We start from the raw sequence: 4,166 nt of genomic DNA, 5'->3' as shown, positions 1-4,166 counted from the left end.
CAGGACTGCATGCCCTTGCTCGCGCAGGTGCGCGACGAAGTCTGCGTGCTCGCGCCGCCGCCCTTCAGCCGGCCCGTGCACACGTTCAGTCACATCTTTGCCGGCGGCTACGCCGCAGGCTACTACAGTTATAAATGGGCCGAGGTGCTGAGCGCCGACGCCTACGCCGCTTTCGAAGAAACCGCGGACAGCGATGGCCGACCCAGCGTCGAAACGGGCCGGCGCTACCGCCAGGCGATTCTGGAGACGGGCGGCAGCCGCCCCGCGATGGAATCCTTCAAGGCCTTCCGGGGCCGCGAACCCCGCCTGGATGCGCTGCTGCGCCACCAGGGAATGGCCGAGGAAGGGGTGGGCGCCTGAACCCTGAACCCGCGGCCCCGAACGCATTGCGTACCGCCCGCCCCACGCACTGAAATATATGAGGAGCATGATCATGCACGGACCCCTGTTCACCCCCCCTTCCTGGCTCCCTGGTTGATGGTCTTGGCCTGCGCCAGCGCCCAGGCGCAGGGCGTCTACCGCATCGTCGGGCCGGACGGCAAGGTGACTTTCTCGGACCGCCCTGCGGCAGATGCCCCCGCGCAGCAGACCATGCGCAGCCTCGCGCCCGCCGACGCCGACCCGTCTGCCAACGCTGCACTGCCCTACGAGCTGCGCCAAATCAGCACCCGCTTTCCCGTGACGCTCTACACCGGAAGCGATTGCACGCCGTGCGACGGCGCGCGCAATCTTCTGCTCACACGCGGCGTGCCATTCACCGAGCGCACCGTATCCAGCAACGAAGACATCGAGGCGCTCCAGCGCCTGAGCGGAAGCACCAACCTGCCCTTTGGCACGATTGGCGGGCAGCGCCTGGCGGGCTTCTCTGACGGGGACTGGACGCAGTACCTGGACGCCGCAGGCTACCCCAAGCAATCGCAGCTGCCGGGCAACTACCGCCGGCCCACGCCAAGCCCGCTCGTCGCCGTGAAGCCGGTGGAGCCGGCGTCGGCGGCGGCCAAACCGCCCGCGCAAAGCGCACGCAAAGAGCAGCGCACGCCCCCTCCCGTGAACGAGGCCCCCACGACGCCCAGCAATCCCGCGGGAATCCGGTTCTGAGTCCGGAATCGGGCTTGGCTGGCAAGGTGGATGCCCGACCCGTACCGGCCAGCACGCGCGCATGCAGTTCTTCACACCCCCCCACGAGCATTTCTTCCGTCCGCTCACGCATGACAACCGCGAACTGTGCGCGGCGGTGCTGCGGCAATTGCACGAACGGGTGCACGGCGCGAACGCGGACTACGCCGAAGCGCTGACACGGGACGTGGTGCTCGGGGTGGTCCTGCGCGCACTGGCCGATCCCGCCCTGCGCGCGCTGGCCTTCGACGCCGGACGATCGGTTCCGGCCGAAGAGGAACGCAGCTACGCCAGCGAACTGCTGCGCAAGCTCAGGGAGCACGGCTGGCTGGAAGACTATCGCGACCCGATCGACCTGCGGCCGACGCTCAAGCTCAGCCGCGCGGGAAAGGCTTTCAGCGAAACCTTTGCCCGACTGGACGATTCGCGCACCAAGACGCGCCAGCGCAATATGCGCTCGGCGCGCAAGGCGCTGCTCGCCTTTCTGGATGCCCACGACGCCGACGAATTGCTCGACGCCCATGAATTCGCCAGCCGGGTGGTGCAGGACCTGCAGGACGACGTCGAGTATTTCCGCCAGCTGATCCAGAGCCTCACGCGCGAGGCCCTGGCGCAGAAGGTGGCCTGGAGCGAGTTCAACGAGTTCGTCGAAAAGCGCTTCGCCCGCGAATACGCGGTGCGCCTGGTGGCCGACTCCGCCGAGCGGCACCGCGGAAAAATCACCGAGACGCTGGACGAGGTCCGCGCGCTCGCCGAGGACCTGCGCGCACAGGTGGACGGCCATCTGTTGCAGCGCGCGCCCTGGCTGGAGCAGGAGGCGCAGGGCCGCAGCCCCATGCTGTGGCTGAGCGACCGCATCGAGAGCATGGTGCACGCGGCGTGCAGCCTGAAGCTGCCGATGCTCCGCTCGGAAATGAACAACTACGTGCGACGCTTCACCAGCCTGCTGCGCCAGGCGCTGTCGCTGGACTACGGCGCCGAATCCGCGCTGGGCCGCAGCATGGCCTGGCTCAAGGACCGCCCCGCGGCGCAGCGCGAACTGCTGCTCGACGCGCTGGCCGCGCGCCTGGCCACCTGCGAAGTCCGTCTGCCTGGGGGCCTGCTGCGCTGGACGGTGCGCGACCGCGAGGCGCCCGTGGCCGAACCGTCTCCCCTGGTGGTGGACGCCGCAAGCCGCCTGGACGCAGCCCTGCGCCGCGCCGAGGCCGAAGCCTTTGCCTTCAGCGACCAGGACGTGCTGCAAGGCCTCCTGCCCCGCCTCGCGCAGGGCCCGCTCCGGCTGGCCGCACTGCCGGTGGCGACCGCAGAGGACGTCGTGCGCGTGCTGCACGCCGTGGGCGCGGCGCGCTCGACCGAGGGCCGGCACCTGGTGCGCGCGCGCAAGTGCGCCGATCGGCTGCGCAACGCTTTTTTCGAGTCCGACGACTACGAACTCGACGCCGCAGTGCAAACCCCCGTGCAGGCCGAAGCGCCCGGGCACCGCTGACGGGCATGCTGCAATCGCTCTCCCAGTTCATCGAGCAGCGCCTGAGCACCGAGGGCTCGGGCAACGTCGAGCGGACCCGCTTCGCCGAGTTGGCCGGCCGCCTGCTGGCCAGCGGCGTGCTCTGGCGCGATCATTCGCGCCCCGAAGCCGCGCTGTACGACGACGCGCTGCAGTGCGAACAGCTGCTGCGCGAATGGTTCAACTGCATCGGCTTCGCGCTCGTGCACGACGCCGACGCGCGCCTGCTGCGCCTGTATCCCCCCGGTGAGCGCGGCGCAGAGGAAGAGGAGGACGGAGTCCGCAAGCTGCGCGCCCGCCTGTCGCGCGATTTCGTGGCCGCGGTGATCGCGCTGCGCTTTCTCTACACCGAGGCGCTCACCGGGCGCCGGCCACTGGTCGACGAACGCCTGGCGATCAGCCTCGAAGAGCTGTCGCAGACCGTGGTCTCGCTGCTCGCGCATCGCCTTCCTGCGTCCGCCAGCGAACGCCAGGCGCTGCTGCGCGAGCTGCGCAAGCACCGGGTGCTGCATTTCATCGAAGGCGCCGACGCAGGCGACATGCAGATGGGCTTGGCCGTGCTGCGGCCCGTGATGAGCTTCGTCAGCGACGAGGCGCTGGAGGACGCGCTGCGCCTGGCCGGGAACAAGGCGCCCGCAGCCTCTTCCTTCGCGGCGCAGGAGAGCCGCGCTCCATGAGGATCGCCAAGCTGCTCACCTGGCACTGGGGTTCGCTTGAGGACCGCGAGTGGATCTTCGCCGACACGGTGCTGCTCACGGGCGAATCGGGCTCGGGAAAGTCCACGCTGCTGGACGCCATCCAGACCGTGCTGACCGCTGCCCACCAGCACCTGGTGCAGTTCAACATCGGCCAGGACGAATCCACGCAGAGCCGGCGTGGCGCCAAGGAGCCGCGCACCCTGGCCGCGTATGCGTTGGGCCAGCAGGCCGACGGCGTGTTCCTGCGCGCGCGCTCGACGAGCTATGCCGGCATCGTGTTCGAGGCATCCGGGAGCGCTGGCGAACAGGCCCCGCCGTTCACGGCACTCGTCGGTGTCGAGGCCGTCGAGGATGGGCTGCGCGCCGTGCTCCAGGGGACGCCCCAGTTCCTCATCGTCCGCCGGGCGCTGTCCCTGGAGCACCTGGCCCGACGCAGCGGCGAGGCGCTCACGCGCTCGCCGCTGCCGCTCAGAGAACTCTACGTGCAGTTGCAGCACCGCCTGCAGGCCGCGACGGACACCGTGGTGCAGCGCTTTCCGGACAAGGGCAGCTACCTGCAGCACCTCTACGGCGCGCTCATGGGAAAAACCGCGGTGGGCGAGAACGACGCCGTACGCGCCGCCAAGTCCATCGTCAGGGCCATGGCTTACAAGGAACTGGGCGACGTCAACGATCTGGTCCGCGACGAGATTCTGGAGCCGCACGACTTCAGCCGCGACCTGGACAAGATGCGCGAGCTGATGCGTTCGATCGCAGCGCTCAAGGCCGAGGCCGATCGGCTGGTGCTGAATCTGCAGCGCCTGGACGCTGCCGCGGAGAGCGCGCACAGCGCGCTCGACGAGACGCGC

The 4,166-nt window shown here is 69.4% G+C and carries 5 protein-coding genes; all 5 read left to right on the top strand.

What is annotated here, in order from left to right; translation table 11 throughout:
- On the top strand, positions 1–360 hold a 360-nt coding region (locus VTU_RS27940; protein ID WP_010106577.1), incomplete at its 5' end, for a M3 family metallopeptidase.
- A 117-nt stretch (positions 361–477) separates the two neighbouring features.
- Entirely contained in the window at positions 478–1,098 is a 621-nt protein-coding gene (locus VTU_RS0117550; protein WP_010106576.1) for a glutaredoxin family protein, read from the top strand.
- 61 nt (positions 1,099–1,159) lie between these two features.
- Positions 1,160–2,602, top strand: a complete 1,443-nt coding sequence (locus VTU_RS0117545) for a Wadjet anti-phage system protein JetA family protein (RefSeq protein ID WP_010106575.1) — start codon at positions 1,160–1,162, stop codon at positions 2,600–2,602.
- Positions 2,603–2,607: 5 nt separating this feature from the next.
- Positions 2,608–3,297, top strand: a complete 690-nt coding sequence (locus VTU_RS0117540) for a DUF4194 domain-containing protein (protein ID WP_010106574.1) — start codon at positions 2,608–2,610, stop codon at positions 3,295–3,297.
- Positions 3,294–4,166, top strand: an 873-nt coding sequence (locus VTU_RS27935) for an ATP-binding protein (RefSeq protein ID WP_010106573.1), incomplete at its 3' end; no start/stop codon positions are given. The genes VTU_RS0117540 and VTU_RS27935, both read left to right, overlap by 4 nt.

The sequence above is a fragment of the Verminephrobacter aporrectodeae subsp. tuberculatae At4 genome (assembly GCF_000193225.1).
Lineage (GTDB): Bacteria > Pseudomonadota > Gammaproteobacteria > Burkholderiales > Burkholderiaceae_C > Acidovorax > Acidovorax aporrectodeae.
This window is presented reverse-complemented; position numbering and strand designations above follow the sequence as displayed.